This is a genomic window from Undibacterium sp. KW1 (genome assembly GCF_009937955.1).
Lineage (GTDB): Bacteria > Pseudomonadota > Gammaproteobacteria > Burkholderiales > Burkholderiaceae_D > Undibacterium.
The window spans coordinates 2637394-2657493 of the sequence record NZ_AP018439.1; the positions used below are offsets into that span (position 1 = coordinate 2637394).

Annotated in this window: 19 protein-coding genes; 5 read left to right on the top strand and 14 right to left on the bottom strand. The window is 49.8% G+C overall.

The window, feature by feature from the left end; translation table 11 throughout:
- Positions 1-18 precede the first annotated feature (18 nt).
- Positions 19-1707, bottom strand: coding sequence for a single-stranded-DNA-specific exonuclease RecJ (recJ, locus tag UNDKW_RS11895; RefSeq protein WP_162058862.1), 1689 nt, complete (start codon positions 1705-1707; stop codon positions 19-21).
- Positions 1704-2618, bottom strand: coding sequence for a hypothetical protein (locus UNDKW_RS11900; protein ID WP_232063350.1), 915 nt, complete (start codon positions 2616-2618; stop codon positions 1704-1706). The genes recJ and UNDKW_RS11900 overlap by 4 nt, the downstream gene beginning before the upstream one ends.
- Before the next feature lie 137 nt (positions 2619-2755).
- On the opposite strand from UNDKW_RS11900, the gene UNDKW_RS11905 reads away from it, so the two are divergent.
- The 5 genes from UNDKW_RS11905 (at position 2756) to UNDKW_RS11925 (ending at position 8857) form a co-directional block, all read left to right on the top strand.
- Positions 2756-4012, top strand: a complete 1257-nt coding sequence (locus tag UNDKW_RS11905) for a lipoprotein-releasing ABC transporter permease subunit (protein WP_232063351.1) — start codon at positions 2756-2758, stop codon at positions 4010-4012.
- A complete protein-coding gene (gene lolD / locus UNDKW_RS11910) occupies positions 4005-4718 on the top strand; it encodes a lipoprotein-releasing ABC transporter ATP-binding protein LolD (protein ID WP_162058864.1) in 714 nt (237 codons plus the stop codon). Before UNDKW_RS11905 ends, lolD begins: the two co-directional genes overlap by 8 nt.
- A 7-nt stretch (positions 4719-4725) precedes the next feature.
- On the top strand, positions 4726-6147 hold the full coding sequence (locus tag UNDKW_RS11915; RefSeq protein WP_162058865.1) for a hypothetical protein: 1422 nt from the start codon (positions 4726-4728) through the stop codon (positions 6145-6147).
- Positions 6148-6149: 2 nt separating this feature from the next.
- Positions 6150-6881 carry a polysaccharide deacetylase family protein gene (locus tag UNDKW_RS11920; RefSeq protein WP_162058866.1) on the top strand — a complete coding sequence of 244 codons (732 nt, stop codon included), beginning with the start codon at positions 6150-6152 and terminating at the stop codon, positions 6879-6881.
- A gap of 89 nt (positions 6882-6970) precedes the next feature.
- Complete coding sequence (locus UNDKW_RS11925; protein WP_162058867.1) at positions 6971-8857, top strand: MFS transporter; 1887 nt, start codon at positions 6971-6973, stop codon at positions 8855-8857.
- Positions 8858-8973: 116 nt separating this feature from the next.
- On the opposite strand, the gene UNDKW_RS11930 is transcribed toward UNDKW_RS11925, so the two are convergent.
- From UNDKW_RS11930 to bla, 12 genes are all read right to left on the bottom strand, one after another.
- The gene (locus tag UNDKW_RS11930) at positions 8974-10689 is read right to left on the bottom strand and encodes a PhoH family protein (RefSeq protein WP_162058868.1); all 1716 of its coding nucleotides are present in this window, start codon (positions 10687-10689) and stop codon (positions 8974-8976) included.
- A 116-nt stretch (positions 10690-10805) separates the two neighbouring features.
- Positions 10806-11288, bottom strand: coding sequence for a peroxiredoxin (locus UNDKW_RS11935; RefSeq protein ID WP_162058869.1), 483 nt, complete (start codon positions 11286-11288; stop codon positions 10806-10808).
- Positions 11289-11324: 36 nt separating this feature from the next.
- Positions 11325-12260, bottom strand: a complete 936-nt coding sequence (locus tag UNDKW_RS11940) for a polysaccharide deacetylase family protein (protein WP_162058870.1) — start codon at positions 12258-12260, stop codon at positions 11325-11327.
- Positions 12261-12279: 19 nt separating this feature from the next.
- Positions 12280-13320 carry a bifunctional UDP-4-keto-pentose/UDP-xylose synthase gene (locus UNDKW_RS11945; RefSeq protein WP_162041259.1) on the bottom strand — a complete coding sequence of 347 codons (1041 nt, stop codon included), beginning with the start codon at positions 13318-13320 and terminating at the stop codon, positions 12280-12282.
- A 57-nt stretch (positions 13321-13377) separates the two neighbouring features.
- On the bottom strand, positions 13378-14307 hold the full coding sequence (locus UNDKW_RS11950; protein ID WP_162058871.1) for a formyltransferase: 930 nt from the start codon (positions 14305-14307) through the stop codon (positions 13378-13380).
- 10 nt (positions 14308-14317) lie between these two features.
- Positions 14318-15283, bottom strand: coding sequence for a glycosyltransferase (locus UNDKW_RS11955; protein ID WP_162058872.1), 966 nt, complete (start codon positions 15281-15283; stop codon positions 14318-14320).
- A 19-nt stretch (positions 15284-15302) separates the two neighbouring features.
- Positions 15303-16430 (bottom strand): DegT/DnrJ/EryC1/StrS aminotransferase family protein, encoded by a 1128-nt coding sequence (locus tag UNDKW_RS11960; protein ID WP_162058873.1) that lies wholly within the window; start codon positions 16428-16430, stop codon positions 15303-15305.
- Between the two features lie 64 nt (positions 16431-16494).
- Positions 16495-16866, bottom strand: a complete 372-nt coding sequence (locus tag UNDKW_RS11965) for an EamA family transporter (protein WP_162041263.1) — start codon at positions 16864-16866, stop codon at positions 16495-16497.
- Between the two features lie 6 nt (positions 16867-16872).
- Positions 16873-18345: a glycosyltransferase family 39 protein gene (locus UNDKW_RS11970; RefSeq protein WP_370529113.1), complete on the bottom strand. Its 1473-nt coding sequence runs from the start codon at positions 18343-18345 to the stop codon at positions 16873-16875.
- Positions 18342-18563 carry an ArnT family glycosyltransferase gene (locus UNDKW_RS31135; RefSeq protein WP_370529114.1) on the bottom strand — a complete coding sequence of 74 codons (222 nt, stop codon included), beginning with the start codon at positions 18561-18563 and terminating at the stop codon, positions 18342-18344. The genes UNDKW_RS11970 and UNDKW_RS31135 overlap by 4 nt, the downstream gene beginning before the upstream one ends.
- Positions 18560-18937: an Mth938-like domain-containing protein gene (locus UNDKW_RS11975; protein ID WP_162058874.1), complete on the bottom strand. Its 378-nt coding sequence runs from the start codon at positions 18935-18937 to the stop codon at positions 18560-18562. The genes UNDKW_RS31135 and UNDKW_RS11975 overlap by 4 nt, the downstream gene beginning before the upstream one ends.
- A gap of 84 nt (positions 18938-19021) precedes the next feature.
- Entirely contained in the window at positions 19022-19933 is a 912-nt protein-coding gene (bla, locus tag UNDKW_RS11980; protein WP_162058875.1) for a class A beta-lactamase, read from the bottom strand.
- Positions 19934-20100: the final 167 nt, after the last annotated feature.

The following is a 20100-nucleotide window of genomic DNA, read 5'->3' on the forward strand; positions in this document are numbered from 1 at the left end:
AGTGCCACCAATACGGCGTTAATCTATGTGCTCCACCATTAACTGTACTCTGGTGACACCATTGTATTCATTGGCATCGAGCCTGAAGGCAACGTGGACGTTTTCAGGCAGGGTGTCGGTATGGCCAAACCAGATTGCATCATAGCGCAGCTTGTTTTTCTCCAGCACCAGTTTTAAATGGCGCTCTTTTAATATTCTCTGCGATATCAGTTTAAAGTCATCGCAAAATATGGGGGGAGGGAAACCTTGCCCCCATACTTGCGTATCCAGCAGGCGGATAAAGTCTGTCGTGTAATAGGCCTCTTCCAGTGGGCCATCAGTTTCTACCACCCGCTCAAGCTGGTGTGCCTGTAACCAGCTTTTTCCTACGGCTTCAAAAGCCTGCTGGAATGTCGGGAAGTCTTCAGACCGCAAGGTCAGACCTGCTGCCATTGCATGACCACCAAATTTTTGTATCAGGCTGGGTGCGTGCTTGGATACCAGATCAAGCGCATCACGCAAATGAAAGCCTGGTATGGAACGACCCGAACCTTTGATCAATCCCTCGCCTCCAGGTGCAAAGGTAATCGTGGGGCGATAAAACTTGTCTTTCAGGCGCGAGGCGACGATACCAATGACACCCTGATGCCAGCCTTCATCAAACACGGTAATGGTATTGCTATCTTGTGGCTGGAAGTCATCCAGGTGAAGCAGCGCCACATCCTGCATTTCACGTTCTATGTCTTTGCGGTCAGCATTGATGCTGTTTAATTCCTGCGCGATTTGCCAGGCGCGGCCTTCGTCATCCGTGGTCAGGCATTCTATGCCCAGGGCCATGTCAGCCAGACGACCAGCAGCGTTGAGTCTGGGGCCAAGAGCGAAGCCAAGATCAAAAGGGCTGGCATTGTGTGGTTCGCGACCAGCTACGCGGAATAGTGCAGCTATGCCCGCACACATCCGGCCAGCGCGCATGCGCTTCAGGCCTTGCGCCACCAGGATGCGGTTATTGGCATCCAGTTTAACCACGTCAGCAACCGTACCTAGCGCAACCAGATCCAGTAAAGTATCAAGCTTGGGTTGATTTTGCTGGTCGAACACGCCGCGCTGGCGTAGTTCTGCCCGCAAAGCCAGCAAGACATAAAACATGACGCCTACACCGGCCAGGTTCTTGCTGGGAAAGCCGCATTCAGGCTGATTTGGATTGACGATGACAGCAGCATCCGGCAAATGATCACCAGGCAAATGGTGATCGGTGACGACCACGGCTATGCCCTGGGCATTGGCCGCTGCCACACCATCCACACTGGCAATGCCGTTATCGACAGTGACGATGACGTCTGGCGACTTTTCTTTTTGTGTTAGCGCAACGATTTCTGGTGTCAGGCCATAACCATATTCAAAACGATTCGGGACGATGTAATCGACATTTGCCCCCAGCATGCGCAGGCCGCGCAAGCCTACCGCACAGGCAGTCGCACCATCGCAGTCGTAATCGGCGACGATGACGAGTTTTTTGTTTTGTGCAATTGCGTCGGCTAAAAACTTTGCAGCCTGGTCTATGTGCAAGAGCCCGGCAGGCGGCAACATGGCATTCAATTCTGTGCTGAGTTCTTTTTCACCTGTTGCACCGCGTGATGCGTATAGACGTGCCAGTACAGGGTGCAAGCCATTCTGGCGCAACATTTCAGATTCACGGAAAGGGCAGGGGCGTACTGTAATGCGTGTCATGAAATCGAAAATAAATGATGTAATGAGGGTTTGACCCAAAATTTACGCAAGGACCAGGGCGTCAGGTCAAAGCTGGCGATCTTGTGCGCATCGCTGAAATTGAGTTTCAGGCTGGTGATTTGCTTATTCCGCAGACCTGCTACCAGAGGGGAAAACCAGTTTTTATCCAGTTCGTGCATATTGTCCAGCCATAGAGCCCAGTCGCTATTGATGGCAGCTTCGCATAGATTGTTGAGCAATACTGGTACTTGTCCCTGCGACTGAGACAGATGCTGGGCGTACTCCTTAGCGGTACTGACTTGCTTTAGCGCTGGATCAAGATTCTGCGCACCGCCGGATATCCAAACAGAATTGATGACTTTGGCACCGCGCATTTCACGCTGAGCATTGATGTCATGGGTGAACCACTGCATCTGTATTTCATTTTGCAGTTTGCGCCAGGGACGCTCAAACTCGCCTTTTGGCATCCATATATCAATATTGTGACCGCAAGCGGCATCTACTGTGGCCGTTAGCAGACCTGCCCATTCATCAGCACGTAAAAACCAGGTTTGTGCATCGCCAAACAAGATTTGCAAGCCCATTTCTTCGCAACTTGCTTTAGCCATTTCAAATAATGGACGGGATTCGGTTTCGCTGATATTTAGTTGCCGCTGATCTGTCAGTACCAGATGATCACGGGCAATATGGATGTGGACAGGCTGCAAGACGTACCAGTTTCCGGCTTCAGGCCTCAGGCCATATGCTTGCATGCGGTTCCAGGCTATCGCCGGACTATTTGCTTTATCTGCGGGAGGAAATTGGCCTGCAAGCCAGTATTCATAGCTGAGTGCGCGCGAGAAATCGTCTGTCGTCTGCGTCCGGGCACTGCCTGCGCAAGCGATTAGCCTGGCTAAACCAGGGGTGTGCATTTCTTTTAACAGGTCTTTGGCAAGGCTTGCTGGCGGAATCCCGAAGGGGATTATCAATTCTAAATGGTTCATAGTGCTGTATTGTATGGCAAACGTGTGGCAAACTGCTGGCTGCCTTCACAACAAGTGTAAATGCAGTGAAAAATCTCTCTTTTGAATGGCTGGTTGGCTTGCGGTATACGCGTGCTGGCCGGCGTAGTGGTCGTAATGGTTTTATTTCCTTTATCTCGCTAATCTCGATGGCAGGTATCGGGCTGGGCGTGGCAGCCATGATTGTTGTCATTTCAGTCATGAACGGGTTCCAGAAAGAAGTACGGGACCGCATGTTGTCCGTACTGGCCCACGTCGAAGTCTTTGATGCCAGCGGTGCCTTGCCTGACTGGCGTTCAACAGCGCTGGAAGTGCAAAAAAATCCTGCTGTCACGGGAACCGCTCCCTATGTCGATGGTCAGGCCATGATCATCCGTGAAGATGTCATGCGCGGCGTTATTATCAGAGGCATCTTGCCTGAAGAAGAACCCAAGGTCTCGGATGTCGCTAGCAAAATCAAGTATGGCAAATGGGCAGACCTCAAGCCTGGCGAATTCAATATCGTACTGGGATCTGCACTGGCCAACAGTTTGCGGGTACGCATAGGCGAAAAAATTACCCTGGCTGCGCCCGAGGGGCAGATGACGCCTGCGGGCGTTGTTCCTCGCCTGAAAGCCTTTAATGTCGTCGGCATATTTGAGGCTGGGCACTACGAATATGATTCTGGCATGGCATTCATGCACATAGAAGATGCGCAAAAATTCTTCCGCCTTAATTCGCCATCCGGCCTGCGTCTGCGCATCAAGGAGATGCTCAAGGCACCACAGGTAGCGCTGGAGTTGTCGCGCACTTTGTCAGGCGATTTGCTGATCCGTGATTGGTCACAACAGAACAAGGTGTATTTCGCTGCCGTAAAAGCAGAAAAAACCATGATGTTTATCATCCTGACCCTGATCATCGCCGTGGCTGCGTTTAACCTGGTTTCTACTCTGGTCATGACGGTCACAGACAAGCAGGCTGATATTGCCATCTTGCGCACCCTGGGGGCGGCACCTTCATCGATCATGAAAATATTCGTGATACAAGGCACCATCGTTGGTTGCCTCGGTACGCTGTCTGGTGTGGGGCTTGGCCTGCTGATCTCTCTTAATATTGACGTCATCGTGCCTTTCATAGAAAGCATATTGGGTATACAACTGCTGTCCAAAGAAGTGTATGTCATCAGTAAACTGCCATCGGATGTGCAGTTGTTTGACGTGCTGACTATTGGTAGTGTCGCTTTAATTCTGGCCATGCTGGCCACTATCTATCCTAGCTGGCGTGCTTCGCGCGTGAAACCTGCGGAGGCATTGCGTTATGAATGATCAAGTATTGAATCAAGAAAAGAATAAACAAGAAATGATTTTATCCTGCAGCGGCCTGGGTAAGACGTTTTCGCAAGGGCTGGAATCTGTCAATGTCCTGAATGAAATCAATCTGAGCATCTACAAGGGTGAGCGAATCGCCATCGTCGGTGCATCTGGTTGCGGCAAATCTACTTTATTGCATTTGCTGGGCGGACTTGATACCCCAAGCAAAGGAACGGTTACCTTGCAGGGCAAGGATTTTGCCAGTCTGAATGAGACCGCGCGCGGAGAGTTGCGCAATCATGCGCTGGGCTTTGTCTATCAGTTTCACCATCTGTTGCCTGAGTTTTCTGCGCTGGACAATGTGGCCATGCCTCTTATCATCCGTCGCATGGCAAGAAGTGAAGCGCAAAAAGTAGCACAGGCAATTTTGGAAAAAGTGGGCCTTGGTCATAGACTCAAGCACGTTCCTGGTGAATTGTCTGGCGGTGAAAGACAGCGTGTGGCTTTGGCGCGCGCTCTGGTAACCCAGCCTGCCTGCGTGTTGGCAGATGAGCCTACAGGTAACCTCGACGGTAGTACAGCACAACAGGTGTTTGCCTTGATGCTGGAATTATCGCAAACTCTGGGTACGGCATTTGTGATTGTTACCCATGATGCGGAGTTGGCCGGTCGCTGTGACCGTGTTTTCCGTTTGACTGAACGCGGCTTGCAACAACAATAGAAATGGCATGCGAAAAACCAGCAAAATGAATTTCAGGAGACGTGATCCTGCGTTTTCCATAGCTCATTTTTCTACCGGACCAGGTGGCTGGGTCATGCTTGGTCTGTTATCTGTGCTCGCATTACCTACATCGGCTGTGTATGCGGCAGATACAGTAGAGCTGGTGTTGCAACTGGAAACTTCGCTGACCAGCGACAGTAATCCGTTTCGCTTTTACGAGCAGACAGCCAAGCCCACACAGCCTGATCAAGGTGACCAGGGGCAAGGTGAGCAGTCAGGTCAGCCTGGCGTTGCCGACGACAAAAAGTTTCGTAATCGCGATAGCATAACCGGCACCGATGTGCGGGCTGGCGCCATCATCACCATTCTATCGGACCGTACCCGCCTGATACTGACTGGCTCGCTAGGTAACCGGCATTATAAAAACTATAAAGAACTCGATCACCACCTGACTGCAGGCGATGCCACGCTCCAATGGGCAGCAGGACAGATTATTAATGGCCAAATCACTGCGGGTAAAGAAGACAGATTATTTCAATACATCAATGGCAGTCTCACAGATAAAGATATCTCGCACCAAAAACGTGCTTCTGCCAATGTTAATTTTAAACTGACTGATGAATGGTCCTTGAATGCCAGTCTGGACAGGGCTGGCCTGAATTATGATTTGCCCCTGAATCAGCTATATAACTTTGACGAGCGTGGCAGGCAATTGAGTGGGCGCTACTACTCTCCAACCGGATCAAGTGTTGAAATCGGGACACGTTTGTCGGAAACGAATTTCCCGGACCGTAATGAGCAGGATATTGCCGACCTGGATAAGGCATATAAAGAGTCAGAGGTCTTTCTCGATGCTGAATGGCGTTACAGCAGCAAGTCTGTTACCAGTGCGCATCTGGGGGTGATCAAACGCAAGTACGATGTGCTGACAGAACGCGACACCAATTTGTCGAATATTTTATTGCGTGGTACCTATCATTATTCACCAAAACTGCGCCTGGATTTGCAGTTGTGGGACCGGCCTTTTACCATTGTTGACCGCACTGTCGTCTATGTGCTGAGCAAGGCATTACGCTTTGATGCACAGTGGAAGTATTCAGACAAATCGCAGATGAATTTCTCTACGCTTTTTCAAAATAGCGACAATGTTTTGGTGCCACGCCTGGCGACACTGGCCGATGGCACATCGCGCAAGGAGAAATTGATACGCGTCGGTTTGGGTGGGGCTTATGAGTTTGAGAGGGGTTTCCGTATGGTGCTGGACAGTTTTTATGAAAAAGTCCAGCGTGAATCTGATGGTGTTAATCTGAAGCAGGCCGTGATTAAACTGGGTCTGGAATATACCTATGAAAATTTGCCGGGGAGTAATTCGCGTATGGGTTTGAAACGCTACCAGCATTCCCTTAGCGCCTCGGATAGTTTGCGCTGATCATGGGGCTGACACAAAAATTAAGCCGCTTCGCGGCGCGCCACGCAGCAAATCGCTGGTTGCCACTCAATAAGGGTAGGGGGGTGGTCAGTTTCAGTTTTGATGATGTACCAGCCAGTGCCTGCCATCAGGGTGCCATGTTGCTGGAGTTATACCAGGCACGCGGTACTTTCTATATATGTGGCAGCCTGACTGATGGTGTCGAGCAAAATCAGCCTTGTCATAGCGTCGAGGACTTGCAGCGTTTGTTGCAAAATGAGCATGAAATTGGTTGTCACACCTACTCGCACACCAATTGCGCCAATGCTACTTCCGATTTTTTAGTAGCTGACTGGGAACGCAATCAGGCTTTTTTTAAGCAGAACAATATCGCTAATCACGGTTTTGCTTTTCCTTTTGGTGCCTATGACCTGAGTAGCAAACTGGCAGCAACCAAACGCTTCTCATATAACCGCATTACCGGTGGTGGCACGCAGACTGGGCGTGCCGACTTGTCAGCATTGCGTGCGCAGGCCCTGTACTCAGCCAACAACAATCAGGATGAGATTGGTGCTTTGATCAAACACACTGCCTCAACAGGTGGCTGGTTGATCTTATACAGCCATGAAGTCAGTGAAACACCGGGGCCATGGGGGACAACACCCGCTTTGTTGGAGAGTGCCTTGCAGACAGCAGCACAAGAAAGTTGCCAGATATTACCAGTGCAAAAAGCAATTGATTTTTTTCTTTCCTGACGGTGCACATGGTTTTTACTCAATTCAGACTTGGGTAAGTTACAATTCTTGCGGTTTTAATCTTAATTTTCAGGTAGCAGACAACATCCATGAGCCAACATAGCCAGTTTACCTTGCTGTCACAGCGTCGTTTTGCCCCTTTCTTCTGGACGCAATTTCTTGGCGCATTCAATGACAATGTATTCAAGACGGCCTTGCTGACCATACTGACCTATGACGCATTGTCCTGGACGAATATGGATGTCGGCTTGCTGAATAACCTGATACCAGGCTTATTCATTTTACCCTTCGTGCTGTTCTCAGCAACCTCAGGTCAACTGGCCGACAAGTTTGAAAAAGGTCGTATGGCCCGCAATGTCAAGTTGCTCGAAATCGGCATCATGCTGGTTGCTGCAGTTGGCTGGCAAACACATAATTTATGGCTTTTGATTGCCGCTGTTTGCGGCATGGGCATACATTCCACCTTGTTTGGTCCTGTCAAATATGCCTACTTGCCCCAGCATCTGAAGACAGATGAGCTGGTAGGAGGCAATGGTCTGATAGAAATGGGTACCTTTGTCGGTATCTTGCTTGGTGAAATTTTGGGCGCCATGCTGGTCGTACACAAGCCATGGGGTACTGAGTTGGTAGCAGGGGGCGCGATAGTTGTTGCTATCGTGGGTTACCTGACTGCATTGCGTATCCCTGATTCGCCAGCCCCTGCGCCAGAATTGAAAATCAACTGGAACCCGGCGACTGAAACCATCAGGAACATCAGCTTTAGCAAACAGAACCGTCCTGTATTTTTATCCTTGCTGGGTAATTCCTGGTTCTGGTTCTATGGTGCCATCGTATTGGCACAATTCCCTTTGTATGCCAAAAATTACCTGCATGGCGACCATAGCGTCTTCGTGCTTTTGCTGACTATATTCTCTTTCGGTATAGGTGCTGGTTCTTTGTTATGTGAAAAACTGTCTGGTCATAAGGTGGAAATTGGTCTGGTGCCGTTTGGTGCCATAGGTTTGTCGGTATTTGGTTTTGATTTGTATTTATCCAGTCTGAGCTATACCAATGTGGCAACTGTTGGCGCAATGGATTTCATCAAGCAGGCTGGCAGTTTGCACATTCTGTTCGATATCACGATGATAGGTATTTTTGGCGGCTTATACATCGTGCCTTTGTTTGCCTTGATACAGACACGCTGCGATCCAAAGCATTTGTCACGCACAATAGCAGGCATGAACATCCTGAACGCTCTGTTCATGGTGGTAGCCTCCTTGTCGGCAGTAGCCATGCTGGAAAAAGGCTTCACGATACCGCAAATCTTCATGGCAACAGCCATCCTGAATGCCATCGTGGCGATCTATATCTTCAGCCTGGTGCCAGAATTCCTGATGCGCTTTATTGCCTGGCTGTTGATACACACTATCTACAAGGTCAAATCTATCAACACTGAGCGGATACCCGATGAAGGTGCGGGCATCCTCGTCTGTAATCATGTCAGCTACATGGATGCCATCGTCATCATGGCATCAAGCCCGAGGCCGGTACGCTTTGTCATGGATCACCGGATATTTAAAATACCTTTCCTGTCCTGGGTATTCCGTACTGCCAAGGCCATCCCGATTGCACCGGCTAAAGAAGACCCGTGGTTGATGGAGAAATCATTTATTGACGTAGCCCAGGCTTTGCATGAAGGTGATCTGGTCTGCATTTTCCCGGAGGGTAAATTGACCGCCACAGGTGAACTGAATGAATTCAAAGGCGGGATTATGAAAATACTGGAACGTAGCCCCGTTCCGGTTTATCCACTGGCTTTGCGTGGGCTATGGGGCAGTGTATTTTCAAGGGATAAAAGCAATTCATTCGGACGCGCATTCCGTCGCGGACCATTTTCCAAACTGGAACTGGTCGTGGGCGACGTTATGCAGCCTCAGGATGTGACGCCACAAACGCTACAGGAAAAAGTCAGCGAGTTGCGTGGTGAGTGGAAATAATATTCGGATGTCAGCTTGCTCTCTATTCTGATTCAAGCTGATTAAGATGAAAAAAGGCGCATTCAATATTGAATGCGCCTTTTTTATTTGTTGCGTTTTTTACTGCGCGAGTTCGATCACAAAATCTCGCTCGCGTGATCTGCCAGACGTGAACGTTCACCGCGAGCCAGTGTTACATGGCCGCTATGCGCCCAGCCTTTGAATCTGTCTACAACATAAGTCAGACCGCTGGAGCCTTCAGTCAGGTAAGGCGTATCGATCTGGGCAATATTACCCAGGCAGATGATCTTGGTGCCGGGGCCCGCGCGTGTTACCAAGGTCTTGACCTGTTTGGGTGTCAAGTTCTGCGCTTCGTCGATGATGAGGAATTTATTGACGAAAGTACGGCCACGCATGAAGTTCAGGGACTTGATCTTGATCTTCGAACGTATCAAATCCTGAGTGGCGGCACGACCCCAGTCACCGGCATCATTATCAGACTTGTTGAGCACTTCCAGATTGTCGTCAAAAGCGCCCATCCATGGCGACATTTTTTCTTCCTCTGTACCTGGCAGGAAACCTATGTCTTCACCTACAGGCACAGTAACGCGCGTGACGATGATTTCATTATAGGTTTTGGTTTCCAGCACTTGTGCCAGACCTGCAGCCAAAGCGAGCAAGGTCTTGCCTGTACCAGCCTGACCCAGCAGGGTAACGAAATCGCATTCCGGGTCCATCAAGAGATTCAATGCAAAGTTTTGCTCGCGGTTGCGTGAGGTGATGCCCCAGACACTATGCTTGACATGGCCATAGTCACGCAAGGTTTGCAGTACCGCAGTCTTGCCATTGATCTGCCTGACCTGGCCATAGAAAGATGCTTCACCATTCTTGGGCTCCAGATACACAAACTGATTCACCAGCAGGGATGGGATGACAGGGCCGGTAATGCGGTAAAAAGTTGTGCTCAGGCCATTGCGGTTTTCTTGCCAGGTTTCTATACCCTTGCCATGCTTGTTCCAGAAGTCATCAGGCAACTGCACGATGCCGGAATACAGCAGATCAGAATCTTCCAATACATGGTCATTGAAGTAATCTTCGGCAGGCAAGCCCATGGCGCGCGCCTTGATACGCATGTTGATGTCTTTTGACACCAGTACCACAGGGCGGCCCGGCATTTCTGTTTCCAGCGCACGGACTACACCAAGTATCTGGTTATCTGCCTTACCTTTAGGCAGACCAACCGGCAAGTCGGCGCTTTGCAGCTTGGTCTGGAAGTACAGATGACCCTTGGCATCCTTGTTGCCCAGCTTGGACAGCAAGATGCCTTTTTCTATATCGTGATGATCGATATCACCTACCAGGGCATCCAGCGAGCGTGATACCTGACGTGCATTGCGGGCGACCTCGGACATGCCTTTTTTATGATCATCCAATTCTTCCAGCGTGATCATAGGCAGGTAGACATCATGCTCTTCAAAACGGAATAGCGATGATGGATCATGCATCAGGACGTTGGTGTCCAGTACAAACAATTTGGTCGTGCCAGATTTATCCGCAGCACGGCTGGTACCTGACTTGACCCGGCTGTCATGGGTTTTGGCCTTGCTGGCAGCAACGACAGGCAAGCTTTTGGCGATGGCTGCCGGTACCGGTTTCCCTGCAACAGGTTTGCTCACAACAGCGGGAACCGTTGCGATTTTCTTTCTTTGTGGTGCCGGGGCGACATCAATAGCTTTGATTTTCTCTGGCGTTGCGGATTTTATTGTTTTGGCTGGTTTGCCTTTTTCTGCCTTCGGAAAATCCTTGGGTGAAAGCAGTGCTGCTGGTTTGGTCGGCATTTTTGGCAATGGCATGAAAACCTCAATCAAAAAGTGAGAGCTGAAAAGTTAAAAGCCGCTGAGGACATACCAACATTGCTGCTGGCACTGTCTTTCGCGGCTTTTATCAAGAGTAATTCTGGAGAGTTCAATTAAGTTTGGGCGCTCACAAATTCGAGTACTTCATCTACGTGTCCTGCTACTTTGACTCCACGCCATTCTTTCACTAATTTACCGTTGCCGTCAATCACAAATGTGCTGCGCTCGATGCCACGTACCTGTTTGCCATACATGTTCTTCATTTTCATCACGTTGAACAACAGACACAGGGTTTCATCAGGATCAGAAATCAACTCGAAAGGCAGACCTAACTTGCTCTTAAAGCCTTCGTGAGAGCGCAGACTGTCACGGCTGATACCAAAAACGACAGCATTGGCTAGCTGAAATTGTGGGTGGAGATCACGGAAGGCGATACTTTCCGTAGTACAGCCTGGGGTGTTGTCTTTTGGGTAAAAATAAATAATGATATTTTTACCAATGTAGTTACTTAATTTAAACGCTTTGTCGCCAGTCATTGCGGCGGAAAATTCAGGTACCTGGCATTGCAGTGCAGAAGGGGTCTCAGCCACTTTCATCTCCTTGGTTAGGGGTGGAGAAATGTTGCTGACTGACTAGATCAGGGCGACCAGCTCTCCGGAACGGCCTGGCAAGCCCGCCCATGATAATGGACGTGTCGGTAAATCCTCATTTTTGATGGATTCATAATAATCCGCCATGGAAATGCAACGATAACCTTGCTTGTGCCAGCCTGTCAGCAATTCCTCGAATATGGGGGCGAGTTTCTGTCCTTCAAGCTCTGCATGTAAGGTAAATACATGATCTTTTGGAATTGCTGTCAGTCCCAGTATATTCGCAGCGATATTTGACTCGCTAATGACATTGCCTGCAATGTCGCGTCCCAGCAACTCGTCGAGAGTAGGCAGGGTAGTTGGCATCTGTATACAGGACATAACATTGGCACCCACTTGCAGGCGGTAAGGGCCAGCCTTCGGATCGCTGAGACCGCCATCTTCATTGAGCATGGCGCGTCCGTCAGATGCGTATTGCATGCCGAACTGGTCAAGCTGGGCAAAAGCGTGATCATTCATTTGCCAGCCAGCCGCACCATGGGTTTTTGGTGTTGCGCCGAAAATCTGCTGGAAGCGTTGGTGAGCTTGCAGCATCTGCTTGCGCGTCCAATCCAGGTCCCGCACCCGCACATTATCTTGCCAGACTACGTGATCCCAGGTATGTATGCCACACTCAAAACCAGCATCACGTACTGCCTGCATTTCGGTCGTGCAACTACCTATATCCGGGGCAGGCAGGAACACGCCATACATCAGGGTCTTGAAACCGTAGTGTTCAAGAACCGAGGTGCGTGACACTTTTTGGAAAAAACCAGGGCGGAATGCCCTGCGCAAGGCCCAGCCAGTGTGGTCCTTGCCCAAGGAAAACAGGAAAGTTGCGCCTGCATTATGCTTCTTGAGAATGCGCACCAGATTAGGTACGCCTTCTTTAGTGCCGCGATAGGTATCGACGTCGATCTTGAGAACGATGGTAGGCATGTAATCCAGTATTAGTCCATCAATCCATCAAGGCGCGTGCTTCAGCTACCTGACTGCGATAAGCATCAAAAATATTACGCATGGTGTCTGGCATGGTGGTCACTGGCTTCCAGCCCAGTTCTTCACAAGTGTTGGTGATTTTTGGAACGCGGTTTTGCACGTCCTGATAACCTTTGCCATAGTAGGCTGCAGAAGTGGTTTCTGTCAGCTCTACTTTTTTGGCTGTCTCAGCATACTCTGGATATTCAGCAGCCAGATCCAGCATCATGTGTGCCAGCTCGCGGATGGAGAAATTATTGGATGGATTACCGATGTTATAGATCTTGCCGCTGGCTACGCCGTTTTTGTTATCAATAATACGCATCAAGGCGTCGATACCGTCGTCGATATAGGTGAATGCACGTTTCTGCGCGCCGCCATCGACCAGGGAAATATTTTCACCACGAACGATATGGCCAAAGAATTGCGTCACGACGCGTGAGCTGCCTTCTTTTGGTGTGTGGATGTTGTCCAGGCCAGCGCCGATCCAGTTAAATGGACGGAACAGGGTGAAGTTCAGGCCTTCCATACCATAACCCCAGATCACGCGGTCCATCAACTGCTTGGCGCAAGAATAAATCCAGCGTGGTTTATTGATAGGGCCGCAAATCAGTTCAGATTCTTCTGGATCAAACTCTTCATCATGGCACATGCCATACACTTCAGAAGTGGATGGGAATACCAGGTGCTTGCCGTATTTTGCAGCAGAACGGACGATAGGCAGATTGGCTTCAAAATCGAGCTCAAATACGCGCAAAGGTTGTTTTACGTATGTGGAAGGTGTAGCGATCGCCACCAGGGGCAGGATGACATCGCACTTCTTGACATGGTATTCCACCCATTCTTTATTGATGGTGATGTCGCCTTCAAAGAAATGCATGCGCGGGTGATTGAGCAAGTCGCCCAGACGCTCGGTTTGCATGTCCATGCCATACACTTCCCAGTCTGTGGTTTCGAGGATGCGCTTGGACAAATGGTGACCGATAAAACCGTTCACGCCAAGTATGAGGACTTTTTTCATAATGAATTCTTTTTAAAGTAAATGTTGATTGCTAGTTCAGATGTGCAAAACAAAGGCTTATGCTGCTTGCTTTAACAGGGCCGCCAATTCCTGCGCGCCCACGATTTTGCCATCCATTAACAATTCAATAATATGCAGTGCCCGGCCATCGCCGCACACGCCAAGGACGTTATTATCTACTACATGTAAGCCTGTCGGCAAATTTGCCGCGTTGCCTTTGAATAAACGTGCTTTTCCGATAATAAATCGATGGCCAGCCTGATCGGTAAATGCACCAGGATAGGGAGGGGCAACGGCCCTGTGCAGGTTATATACCTGTTGCGCAGTCTGTTCCCAGTTGATGCGGCCATCTTCAGGTTTGCGGCCGCCAAAGTAACTGCCGGCGGACAAATCATTAGGCAAACGCCTGGCTGTGCCTGCGATCAAGTTGGGCAGCGCAGTCCACAGACATTGTTCTGCTGCCACCGTCAACTTACCAAACACCTCATAGGCTGTGTCATCCGGCAAAATAGGTGCAGCTACCTGGGCCAGGATTTCACCAGCATCCGGCTTCAGGGCCATTTCGTGCAGGGTGGCGCCAGTTTCAGTTTCGCCATGCAAGACTGCCCAGTTAACTGGCACGCGGCCACGGTATTTAGGCAGCAAAGAACCATGCAGGTTGTAAGCACCGCGTTTGGCCAAAGCCAGCACATCCAGCGGCAACATGTGGCGATAATAAAAGCTGAAAATGAAATCTGGCGCTATGGCTGCTACCCACTCTTTCAATTCAGCTGATTTTGGGTCATCAGGTGTGATGCAGGTTATGCCTTGCTCACGGCAAAGATCGGCCACTGATTCAAACCAGATGGTTTCTGCCGGGTTATCAGTGTGGCTAACAACCAGTTTGACGTCTATACCGCGTGCCAGCAAAGTCTTGATGCAACGCACGCCTACGCTGTGATAGGCAAAAACCACCGCTGTTGCAGGGGAGGATGCTGATGTTGTCATCTCTGCTTTCTTAATTAACTTCAGGCAAATCCGGGGTGGATTGTTCCAAGATGGTCTGCACTACATAGCGCGGACGGCCACGCACCTGCTGGTAAATCCGGCCTACGTACTCACCGAGCAAACCTATGCCAAACAGGATCACACCCATCAGGAAGAAGGCGATCGCAAATAGCGTGAACAGACCTTCTGCTTCAGCGCCCAGCACAAAGCGGCGTATCAGCAACAGCAATACCAGGCCGCCAGACAAGACCGACAGCACCATGCCCAGCATGGAGAACCATTGCAGGGGCATGATGGAGAAGCCCGTCATCAAATCGAAATTCAGGCGTATCAGACTGTAAATCGAATACTTTGATTCACCGGCAGAACGTTCTTCGTGCTCAACGATGATTTCTGTGGGCTTGCGCGCAAAGGTATAAGCCAGGGCAGGGACGAAGGTATTCACTTCACTGCATTGATTAATCAGATTAATCACATTGCGGCCATAGGCGCGTAACATGTTGCCCTGGTCCGTGATTTTGATGCGCGTGATTTTTTCACGGAAGCGGTTCATCGCCTTGGACGCATAAGTACGCCAGGCAGAATCCTGGCGCTTGCGGCGTATGGAACCCACGTAATCATAGCCTTCACGCATTTTATCGACGAGGGCACCGATTTCTTCTGGTGGATTTTGCAAATCCGCATCCAAGGTGACGACGATTTCACCGCGTGTAGCTTCAAATCCAGCCAGAATAGCCATGTGCTGGCCATAATTGCCATTGAACAGCACGACACGCGTAACATCCGGGCGCAGGCGATACTGGTCAGCCAGCAAGGCAGGCGTGTTATCGCGGCTGCCATCGTTGACAAAGACTATTTCATAGCTGACACCGCGCGCGGCCAGCGTGTCAAGCGCAGGGTACAGGCGTTCAAACAGCTTGGCCAGGCCAGCTTCTTCGTTGTAGACGGGTATGACAACAGAGAGTTCGGGTTTCATTGGTATTGTTCTGCCGATTTCAGAGAAGGCAGGATTTTACCGCAGACACGACTCTTTCGACATCTTCTGTGTTCATGGCTGGGAATAATGGCAAAGTAACAATCTGCTTACCTATGCGTTCTGCAATCGGGAACATGCCATCGGTAAAACCGCGCTCGCGGTACATGCTGAACAAATGGATCGCGCGATAGTGATAACCCAGGCCAATTTGCTGGTCCAGCATTTGCTGCATGAAAGCTGCACGATTGACGCTTTCTGGCAAGACCAGGTGGAACATGTGCCAATTACTGTTTTCAAAGTCGGCAACGGGTAACTCTGCCCCTGTCTTTTGTTCAAAGTCAGCACCAAAGTTGGTGAAATAATGCTTTGCCAGGGCCGCGCGTTTGGCATTGAACTCTGCCAGATGCTTCATTTGCCCCAGACCTATGGCAGCGGCAATGTCGGTCATATTGTATTTGCCACCGAGTACATCAACGTCTATGCCGTCCAGACCACTGCGCGTTACACCTTGCAGTCTGTATTTTTCTGCCAGGCGCACTTCTTCTGCATTGTTCAACACCAGGCAACCACCTTCACCAGTCATGATGTTTTTATTGACCTGGAAGCTGAATGAGGCAAAGTCACCGAAAGAGCCTATGCGTTTGCCTTTCCAGCTGGAACCTATGGCTTGCGCTGCATCTTCTATGACACGCAATTTGTATTTGTCGGCGATGGTGTAAAGCTTGTCCATGTCGCAAGGCAGGCCGCACATGTGCACGGGGATAATCGCCTTCGTACGTGGTGTTATGGCAGCTTCAACTTTGTCGAGATCAATATTATGTGTTTTTGGATCAATGTCAGCAAACACCGGCGTCGCACCAGTTTCTATGATGACATTGGCGGTTGCCACCCATGAATTTGGTGTCGTGATGACTTCATCTCCTGCGCCTATGCCAGCGATACGCAGGGCAATTTCCATGGTGCAGGTGCCAGAATTGAAAGTCCGCACAGGGCGGCCACCAAAATATTCAGACAATTGCGCTTCTAAAGCTTGCACTTTGGGACCACTGGTCAGCCAGCCAGAACGCAAGACTTCCGTGACGGCAGCGATCGTCTCTTCATCGATAGTCGGTTTGGTGAATGGCAGGAATTTGGATGTGTCACTCATGGTGAACCTTTCAATAAAACAAAGCTATTCTTCTGGAATATGAGGGGCGTGCCAATGAAGCAATTCAACTTTTTACCAGCAAGGCCACGCCAATGATAATGACACCAATTGCCAGCATCCTTTGCATGGACATGACTTCACCCAGGAAATACCATGCACCGATGGCATTGACGATATAGCCCAAGGACAGCAAGGGATAGGCAATGCTGACATCAACACGCGACAAACCGATGATCCAGACCACGACAGAAATGACGTAGCAGGTCAGACCACCAATGATGGGTAACTGCGTTGCCAGTTGCAAGCCCGTCGAGAACCAGTTCTCGGCTGTCAGATGAATCGCGCCAACTGCGTTGGTGCCTTTCTTAAGCAAAAGCTGGGCGACAGCATTGAGCATGATGCCGGTGAAGATAAAGCCAAAGGTATTGATATTCATAATAATTTATTTGTTTTTATTGACCAGATTGGCGACGATGACCCGGCGTGGGTCCTTGGCGATTACGCGCATGGGGAAATCGGTTTTTTTCAGGTCTTCATAAATATCATTGCGCAGGATGGCAACTGCAGCTTTGCCCTTGTCCTGATGCATCTGCCATTGTTTGACGAAGTCTTCACGCTTGGGTATCCATAATTCAGGTTGATGCTCAAGACCAAACTGCATTTCATCGGGGAACTCAACCAGTGTTGTGGTGCGCTCCAGATAAAACGGCAAGGCCTGTTCATAGCGACCAACTGCATAGAAAGGTGTAGTTGGTGAGATTAGTTCCGTTTTGATTGCAGGTATGTATTCGCTGCCCGCAATATATTTTCCCCATGGATTATGTCCCAGAAAACCTATCTGGCCTACCAGATAACCGCTTGCAGCGAGGCAAATAATTGCCCAGTCTTTTCCTGTCGTGCCTTTACGTGCCAGTAGCCATGTAAGTGCCCCGCCGATGATCGCCAACACGGCTACGCAAATTATCCAGGGTTTGTATGCAATCGCCAAGGCTTGGTCGAATGCGTCTGCTTCATGTAATTTGCCCAGATAGATTGTGAGGCCGACCGCGATAGCTATGCCAAATATAATGAACAGAATGCCCGCTATTTTCACTGGGCGATTATCTGATTTCTCCAGATGGCAAGCGATAAGAAGGGCGAGCGCGGGGAAGATGGGCAGGATGTAGCCAGGCAATTTTGAGCCTGAAATACTAAAAAAGAAAAACAGGAAGGCTGCCCAAATGAGCAGCATTTTTTGCGGTTGAAAACCCGGTGTTTTATCTTTGACTCCAGACCATAAGCCTTGAAGTAAAACACCTATCCAGGGCACGATACCGACGATGAGCAAAGGAATGAAGTAATGCCATGGGCCACCACGCTTATGTACAGTACTGGTAAAACGCTGAAAATGTTCGTGGATAAAGAAAAAATGTGGATGCTCAGGGTTTTTTATCGCGATCAAGATAAACCAGGGCGCCGTGATAGCAAAAAACAGGATTAAACCCTTGCCCATATGCAGGCGTTTCCATAAGCCCCAGTCACACGTCACCAGGGTGTAAATAACCAATACACCTCCCGGCAATACAAATCCGATCAAGCCTTTCGACATCGTCGCCAGCGCCATGCCGGCCCAGCAAACCAGCATGGCATTGCGCTCCGTCTTGCTATTGGCACCAGCCATTTGCGCGACCAGCAAGCCACACAGAGCCAGAGTCATCATGCCAGACAGGCCCATGTCCAGTGAGTTGACATGGCCCATGCCCGCCCACCAGAAACTTGAACCGAGTACCAGAGCGGCAACGATGCCAACGCGCCGGCTGAATATCTTGTTGCCGGTATAAGCCACAGCGGCAACACCAAGCAAGCCATTCAGGCCAGTCCATAAACGAGCCTGCCAGTCGCCCAGACCGAAGATGGCAAAGGTCAGGGCATTCATCCAGTTTTGCAGGGGGGCTTTTCAAAATACTTGATACCGTTCAGGCGCAGGGTAATCCAGTCTCCTGATGCCAGCATTTCACGTGCCATTTCTGCATAACGGCCTTCATCGGTTGGAACCAACGTCCTGGCGCCCAGCATGTAAAACCAGACCAGCAAGAAGGCGATCGTCAATGCCCACAGCGTGCGTGGAGAGTCAAAAGGGGAGGTCTGTTTCATGCAGCTTCCATAATCAGTGCCAGCGCAACCTTACGGCCCTCGGCCATTAGAATATTATAGGTGCGGCAGGCAGCTTGATTGTCCATGCATTCAACGCCTATACGTTTGGCAGCCAGTGCAGCCGTCAGCTTGGGATGAGCAAAGCGCTGTTTATTGCCTGTGCCTAAAATGACAACATCGGGAATAGTGGCTTCAATTTGCGCAAAATCTTCAGCGCTCAACTGCTCGAAACCGGTGGCCGACCATTGCTGCGGCTTGGTCTCTGGCAACACGATCAGGCTGTAAGTGTAAGTAATTGCATTAATTTCTACACTGTCTTTTTCATAAGCAGTGATGGTCTGGTATTGCTGCGTAGGAGTAGAGTGCAACTTCATCGATATAGCTCAAGGTTAAGACTGTAAAGTGGCGCATTGTAACGTTTTTTGTACGCTGTCATGGGGCATTCAATTGCTGCGGGTCTATTTTTTTGACCATGCATCCCAGCCAACGCGGGTAATTTTGGCGATCGTTAAATCACGGGATGCATGGGGAGCCTTGCTATCCGTCAAAAATACAGCTACTGCCATGTGGTGACCATTTGGCAAGGTAACAATGCCTACATCATTATGCGCAGCAGTCAGACTGCCATGCGTAGGCGAGCTACCAGCTTTGTGAACTACGGCTGTGCCCGCAGGCAGTAAAGCCTTGATGCGGGCAGCATTGGGATTCGGGGAGGCGTTTGACGTGGATTTCAGGTCGACTTCAGTGTCTGTCATCCATTTCAGTAATAATTCACGGCTTTTGGGACTCAGGGCTTTGCCTTCCTGAACAGTTTGCAGCAATTTAATCATGGCTTTGGGGGTAGCTGTATTGCGGTATTGCATATTCCAGGATTTTGCCAGGTCCTTTTCTGTGTCCAGAACTTTGATATCTTTTATGTCGAGTTGCGCAAGATATTGCATGACAGCAGGTGGCCCGCCGAGCAAGCGTAGCAAAGCATCACTGGCAGTTCCATCGTTATCGACGATGGCATGGTGCATTAATTCCTTGGCGGTAATTTTGAAATTGCCCTCAGGGTGCTCATCACGCAATGCGCTGGGTAAGTCCGCAGGGATCAAATCTTCTTTGTTGATAGTGACTTTTTGATCCAGCTTCAGCTTGTTTTTATCGACTGCGGCCAATGCTGCCATGACGATAGGCAGCTTGCTGACACCTTGCATGGGGGCAGCCGTGTCAGGCAATATCCACAAACTCTGCCCCGTTTCCAGTACCAAAAGGCTGGCTCCCAGTCTGCCGCCACTGTCCATGGCAATGGATTCGATCACATTCTGTGCAAAAGCAGCATTCACGCTGACCATACTGAACAATAGGGATAAGAGCAGTTTTTTCATGTTGGTTTTTACTGAATTAAGTACACAGTCTATATATGTGTACTTGGGGCCGATACTCAATATTCAATATGTGATGCTCAGACCGACAAGTTTGGTTTTTGTTCTGACCGATATGTTTGTTCGGGCCAATTAGGTTGCAAAACCATCATTTACGATACATGATGCGA

Excerpts from the sequence above, each read along its gene's own strand:
- recJ (WP_162058862.1), bottom strand. The coding sequence starts at position 1,707 with ATGACACGCATTACAGTACGCCCCTGCCCTTTCCGTGAATCTGAAATG.
- UNDKW_RS11900 (WP_232063350.1), bottom strand. The coding sequence starts at position 2,618 with ATGCACACCCCTGGTTTAGCCAGGCTAATCGCTTGCGCAGGCAGTGCC.
- lolD (WP_162058864.1), top strand. The coding sequence starts at position 4,005 with ATGAATGATCAAGTATTGAATCAAGAAAAGAATAAACAAGAAATGATT.
- UNDKW_RS11915 (WP_162058865.1), top strand. The coding sequence starts at position 4,726 with ATGCGAAAAACCAGCAAAATGAATTTCAGGAGACGTGATCCTGCGTTT.
- UNDKW_RS11920 (WP_162058866.1), top strand. The coding sequence starts at position 6,150 with ATGGGGCTGACACAAAAATTAAGCCGCTTCGCGGCGCGCCACGCAGCA.
- UNDKW_RS11925 (WP_162058867.1), top strand. The coding sequence starts at position 6,971 with ATGAGCCAACATAGCCAGTTTACCTTGCTGTCACAGCGTCGTTTTGCC.
- UNDKW_RS11930 (WP_162058868.1), bottom strand. The coding sequence starts at position 10,689 with ATGCCATTGCCAAAAATGCCGACCAAACCAGCAGCACTGCTTTCACCC.
- UNDKW_RS11935 (WP_162058869.1), bottom strand. The coding sequence starts at position 11,288 with ATGAAAGTGGCTGAGACCCCTTCTGCACTGCAATGCCAGGTACCTGAA.
- UNDKW_RS11940 (WP_162058870.1), bottom strand. The coding sequence starts at position 12,260 with ATGCCTACCATCGTTCTCAAGATCGACGTCGATACCTATCGCGGCACT.
- UNDKW_RS11945 (WP_162041259.1), bottom strand. The coding sequence starts at position 13,320 with ATGAAAAAAGTCCTCATACTTGGCGTGAACGGTTTTATCGGTCACCAT.
- UNDKW_RS11950 (WP_162058871.1), bottom strand. The coding sequence starts at position 14,307 with ATGACAACATCAGCATCCTCCCCTGCAACAGCGGTGGTTTTTGCCTAT.
- UNDKW_RS11955 (WP_162058872.1), bottom strand. The coding sequence starts at position 15,283 with ATGAAACCCGAACTCTCTGTTGTCATACCCGTCTACAACGAAGAAGCT.
- UNDKW_RS11960 (WP_162058873.1), bottom strand. The coding sequence starts at position 16,430 with ATGAGTGACACATCCAAATTCCTGCCATTCACCAAACCGACTATCGAT.
- UNDKW_RS11965 (WP_162041263.1), bottom strand. The coding sequence starts at position 16,866 with ATGAATATCAATACCTTTGGCTTTATCTTCACCGGCATCATGCTCAAT.
- UNDKW_RS11970 (WP_370529113.1), bottom strand. The coding sequence starts at position 18,345 with ATGAATGCCCTGACCTTTGCCATCTTCGGTCTGGGCGACTGGCAGGCT.
- UNDKW_RS31135 (WP_370529114.1), bottom strand. The coding sequence starts at position 18,563 with ATGAAACAGACCTCCCCTTTTGACTCTCCACGCACGCTGTGGGCATTG.
- UNDKW_RS11975 (WP_162058874.1), bottom strand. The coding sequence starts at position 18,937 with ATGAAGTTGCACTCTACTCCTACGCAGCAATACCAGACCATCACTGCT.
- bla (WP_162058875.1), bottom strand. The coding sequence starts at position 19,933 with ATGAAAAAACTGCTCTTATCCCTATTGTTCAGTATGGTCAGCGTGAAT.